Source organism: Flavobacterium sp., assembly GCF_043779715.1.
GTDB lineage: Bacteria > Bacteroidota > Bacteroidia > Flavobacteriales > Flavobacteriaceae > Flavobacterium.
Window position 1 is genome coordinate 1 of the sequence record NZ_JAYWDT010000268.1, and the last position, 5,363, is coordinate 5,363.

The window sequence follows — 5,363 nt, forward strand, 5'->3', positions numbered from 1 at the left end:
AAAATTTTCGTAACCTGCAGTTCCTGTAGAAGTATTGCTAATTGTTCCAAAAACCACTTTTCCAATTCTTTCGTCAGCAGTATTACTACTTGTAGAAGTACAATAGGTAACTGTTGAAGTGGCTAATGTAGTTACACTAACTACATTACTTTCTGCAGAAATATTCCCAGCAGCATCTTTCGCTTTTACAGAAAAAGTATAAGTCGTTGAAGCTGTTAGTGCAGTTACTGCAAAAGTTGTTCCTGCAACCGAACCTTTTAGTATTGTGCCTTGATAAACATCATATCCTACAACACCTACATTATCTGTAGAAGCCGTCCAAGAAAGATTTGTAGTTGTTGATGTTGTTCCAGAAGCTACTAAATTTGTTGGTGCAGTTGGTGCAGTTGTATCAGGAACAGGAGCAAGAGTTGTAACACTAACTACATTACTTTCTGCAGAAATATTTCCAGCAGCATCTTTTGCTTTTACAGAGAAACTATAAGCTGTTGAAGCCGTTAATCCAGTTACTGCAAAAGTGGTAGCAGTTGTTGTGCTTCCTTTAAGTGTTGCTCCTTGATAAACATCATATCCAGTTACTCCAACATTATCAGTAGAAGCTGTCCAAGATAAGTTTGTTGTTGTTTGTGTTGTTCCAGAAGCGACTAAAGCTGTTGGTGCTGATGGAGCAACAGTATCTGTAGAACCAGAAGTAATTGTAAAGTTTACATTAGAAATATCAAAGAAAATATGATTAGATCCTTTTATCATAATTCTATTGGTTGTTCCTGGTGTATTAGGAACTGTAATTGCTTGCGTCCCATCATTAGGAGTTCCTAATAATAGTGCAACAGGATAAGTTAAACCGCCGTTTGTAGATAAATAAATATCAACATTAGCACAGTTTACACCGTTTGTTGTTGTTCCAGCCACATTCCAAGTTACGGTTTGAGAAGATCCACCTGCATAAGAAACTGCAGTGTTTGGAGAACTTACTGTAAACGGACCAGCAGTAGCATTAACTGTTACTACCATATCATCAAAATTAGTTTGACCCACTTTAATTGGAGCTACTGAACTATATGGAGCATTATCTCTTACCGTTAATCTAAAATTTAATGTTCTTGCTACCGAGCTTAATGCTTCAACATTAATAACATCATTACCTGTTCCAGCTGTTGTTGCAGAATTTGCTATAACTGATTGTATAATTGGGAAATATCTTGTTGGTGATGCTGTAGGACTCCATGATCTCCAGTTAGGACCAGAAGCTTTGGCAATACTCGCTACACTACTTGCGCCAGTTTGAGTTCCTCCATCGTCATTTTGTTCCCAGCAATAAGTTAAAGCATCACTAGTATTTGCATCAGTCGCAGAACCGGTAAGTGTAAACGGAGTGCTTTTAGGAATTGTATAATCCAATCCTGCATTTACAATTGGAGTTGCGTTATTTGCAGAAATAGAAGTGGTTACAGGACATGTTTTAGTAGCTAAATTTGCTTGAATTTGGGCAATAGTTGTTTCATGATAAATATCGATAGAGTGAGGAGCAATATCTTGAGAGGTGATTCCTGCATAACCCATAATGGTTACACCAGAACCTACTTCTTTACTAACTCCAGATCCTTCATTACTGTTAGAAAAAGTATGGTTTCCACCTAATTGATGTCCTACTTCGTGAACAACATAGTCAATATCGAAATTATCACCTTGAGGAATACCATCAGCAGGTGAAGTAATACCAGAGCCTTTAGCAGTACCACATACACAACCAATACAACCCGCATTTCCTCCTCCACCAGAAGCACCAAACATGTGACCTATGTCGTAATTTGCTGCGCCAATAGTATTGGTAAGGGTTGTTTGCAATTGTGAATTCCATTGACTCATTGTAGTTGAGTACGGATCAGTTGCGGCATTATAGAAAATTACACTCGTAGTGTTTGCGATAAGATTTAAGTGTAAGGCTAAATCTTTTTCATATACTCCATTACATCGAGTTAGTGTAGCATTGAATGCAGCCAAAACTTTTGCTTGATCAGTAGAATTACCAGCTGTACTTGCGCCAAAATAAGCTGCATACTCTCCATTACAAGATTGAGCCAATCTCATCACTTTTAGTTCAGCTGTGCTAGATTTATTTGTACTAGGAATTTGATTGTTAATATCTAAAACGAGTGCATGATCATCAGTTGAGCATGTCCAAGGTAATTTTCCTTTTTCTCTTTGAGATTTAAAAACTGCATAAACAGAGTGGTCTTGAGAATATGGTTCGATAAACTCATTTTCTTTATCGGTTCTAAAAATCATCGTTTGAATCCCTTGAGGAGAGATACTTAATTTGATTGTAGCGTATCTGTCAGTAATTCCTTTTCCTGAATAGGCTCTAATTTCTGGAAATTGAGCTTGTAAAGCAGGTTCAAAATTTGATGCTTCTGTCATTTCAAATTGTTCGAACTGACCATCGGCATTTGGCAATGTAATGTTTACAACTTGATTGTTTGATCTGTTGATTGTTGAGAACAAAGAATTTCTTAATTGTGCTGTGTTCAAATCATATAAATCAAACTTTTTGGGAAATGATAATCTAGCTACGCCTTTGTCGGTAGCCACAATTTTATTGGTACTTGCATTATGTGCAGACCAATACTTACCCGTTTGAGCTTGCATATATGCGCAAGCAAAAAGGGATAAACCTAGAATAAGTTTTTTCATAAATTTTTTGTTTTTGGTTGGTTGGCATTGTAAAGATGTAAAATTAGTTAGTTATTTTGAATTGTATTACGGTTTTACCTTATATTATGTTAAAATTTTAAAATAAACCAATATATGATAATTTTGAAATAAAATTATTTTTTGATTTAATAAAAAAAACCATCTGCTATTGCAGATGGTTTTTAAGATATTTAAAAACAGATTCGTTTATTTCACGCTCAAAACGAAATAATTTTTCTTTCCGCTTTGTAACAACACAAACTGATTATTTATCATGTCTTTTGTTGTAAGTGTAAATTCTTCAGTTACTTTTTCTTTATTTACCGCTATCGAATTAGCAGAAAGTGCTCTTCTCGCTTCACCATTAGATTTTAAAAAACCTGATTTTTCGTTTAACACATCAACAATATTTATTCCAGCTTGGATATCAGCTTTTGAAATTTCGGCTTGCGGTACACCATCAAAAATCTCTAAAAAAGTAGCGGCATCTAATCCTTTCAAATCATCGGAAGTAGAGTTCCCGAACAAAATATTTGATGCTTTTATTGCTTTTTCTAATTCTTCTTTTCCATGAACTAGGATTGTGATTTCTTCGGCTAATTTGCGTTGTAAAACACGTAAATGTGGTGCTGTTTTATGTTCTTCTATCAAACTATCAATCGTGTTTTTATCTAAAAAAGTAAAAATTTTGATGTATTTCTCAGCATCTTCATCGGAAGTATTTAACCAAAATTGGTAAAATTTATAAACCGAAGTTTTATCGGCAGTTAGCCAAACATTTCCACCTTCAGATTTTCCGAATTTAGAACCATCAGCTTTTGTAATTAGCGGAGTAGTTAGTGCGTAAGCTTTTGCTCCTTCACCACCCATTCTGCGAACTAATTCGGTTCCTGTAGTAATATTTCCCCATTGGTCAGAGCCGCCCATTTGCAACAAACAATTGTATTTTTTATATAAATATTGAAAATCGTAACCTTGTATTAACTGGTAAGTAAACTCTGTAAACGACATGCCTTCGCCTTCTGCTCCCAAACGTTTTTTGACAGAATCTTTACTCATCATATAATTTACCGTGATTCGTTTTCCTATGTCACGGGCAAAATCGATGAACGAAAAATCTTTCATCCAATCGTAGTTGTTTACTAAAATTGGGGCGTTTGAATCGGTAGTATTAAAATCTAAAAAACTAGATAAAACGGTTTTTATTCCCGCAACATTTTTATTCAAAGTGGCTTCGTCGAGCAAATTTCTCTCGTCGCTTTTCCCTGAGGGATCTCCTATCATTCCTGTCGCACCACCTATTAAAGCAATAGGTTTGTGTCCGAAATTTTTTAGATGAACTAAAAGTATAATCTGAACCATGCTTCCTATGTGTAAGGAATCGGCAGTGGGGTCAAAACCTATATATGCTGTTGTAGATTCTTTTGTTAATTGTTCTTCGGTTCCAGGCATCATGTCGTGAAACAAGCCTCTCCATTTTAATTCTTCAACTAAATTCTCCATTTTCAAAATCAATTTTGGCAAAGATAACAATTCGATGGCAATGTCAAAAATCAATTTCAATAACAATATTTATTAATATCTTTGGATTATGATATTAGTTACAGGAGCAACAGGATTGGTAGGTTCTCATTTGGTTTTGCATCTATTAGAGCAAGGTCAGACGGTGAAAGCACTATTTAGAAACGAAAGCGGAAAACAAAAAGTAAAAAAAGTTTTCGAATATTACAATAAACAAGAATTATTCGAAGATATAAATTGGTGTCAGGCAGATATTCTAGATATTCCTTCGCTCGAAATTGCTTTTCAGTCTCGAGACTTAGGGATTGATTATGTATGTCATTGCGCTGCTTTAATTTCTTTTGATCCCATAGACGAAGAAAATCTTAGAAAAATAAATATAGAAGGAACTCAAAATATTATTAGTTTTTGTATTGATTTTAAAATAAAAAAACTGTGTTATGTTAGTTCGATTGCCGCTTTGGGTGATTTAGCACCGCACGAAAAGGTTGTTACAGAAGAATGCGAATGGAATCCCGAAATGCAACATAGCGATTATGCGATTTCTAAATATGGTGCGGAAATGGAAGTTTGGCGTGCACAACAAGAAGGACTTGATGTAGTCGTTGTAAATCCAGGGGTTATTCTTGGGCCACTTTTTTGGACAGATGGGAGTGGAGAAATTTATACTAAAGTAAAAAAAGGGTTGCCATTTTATACCAAAGGAAGTACAGGATTTGTTTGTGTAAATGATGTGGTGAAAATTTTGTTTCTGTTAATGCAAAGCACTGTTGTGAGTGAAAAATTTATCCTGATTTCCGAAAACAAAACGTATCAAGAACTAGTTTTTGCTATTGCCGAAACATTACAAGTAAAAAAACCGAAACTTTATTCTGATAAATTACTCACTAGTTTTGCTTGGCGAATAGATTGGTTTTTAGCAACTTTTTTTGATAAAAAAAGAACTTTGACAAAAGATTTAGCCAGTACTTTACATAGTAAAGATGTTTATTCTAATGAAAAAATAATAAAACGATTGGGTTATAAATATTTAGAAATAGATGTTTATCTAAACTCTTTGAAAAACTAACCTCTAGCAATAATTTTAGATTTTTTAGTTATTTTTCCCAAAGAATCTTGCGATTTTTTAATTTTAATTTTCAACTCTT

Annotated in this window: 3 protein-coding genes; 1 reads left to right on the plus strand and 2 read right to left on the minus strand. The window is 34.4% G+C overall.

Features of this window, described 5'->3' with window-relative positions; translation table 11 throughout:
• Together ACH2BG_RS12955 and tyrS are read right to left on the minus strand one after the other, a co-directional pair.
• Positions 1-2,694, minus strand: a 2,694-nt coding sequence (locus tag ACH2BG_RS12955) for a reprolysin-like metallopeptidase (RefSeq protein ID WP_395048112.1), incomplete at its 3' end; no start/stop codon positions are given.
• 207 nt (positions 2,695-2,901) lie between these two features.
• Positions 2,902-4,197: a tyrosine--tRNA ligase gene (gene tyrS / locus ACH2BG_RS12960; RefSeq protein ID WP_395048113.1), complete on the minus strand. Its 1,296-nt coding sequence runs from the start codon at positions 4,195-4,197 to the stop codon at positions 2,902-2,904.
• Between the two features lie 88 nt (positions 4,198-4,285).
• Between tyrS and ACH2BG_RS12965 the strand changes: the two genes are divergently transcribed.
• The gene (locus ACH2BG_RS12965; protein WP_395048114.1) at positions 4,286-5,284 is read left to right on the plus strand and encodes an NAD-dependent epimerase/dehydratase family protein; all 999 of its coding nucleotides are present in this window, start codon (positions 4,286-4,288) and stop codon (positions 5,282-5,284) included.
• Positions 5,285-5,363: the final 79 nt, after the last annotated feature.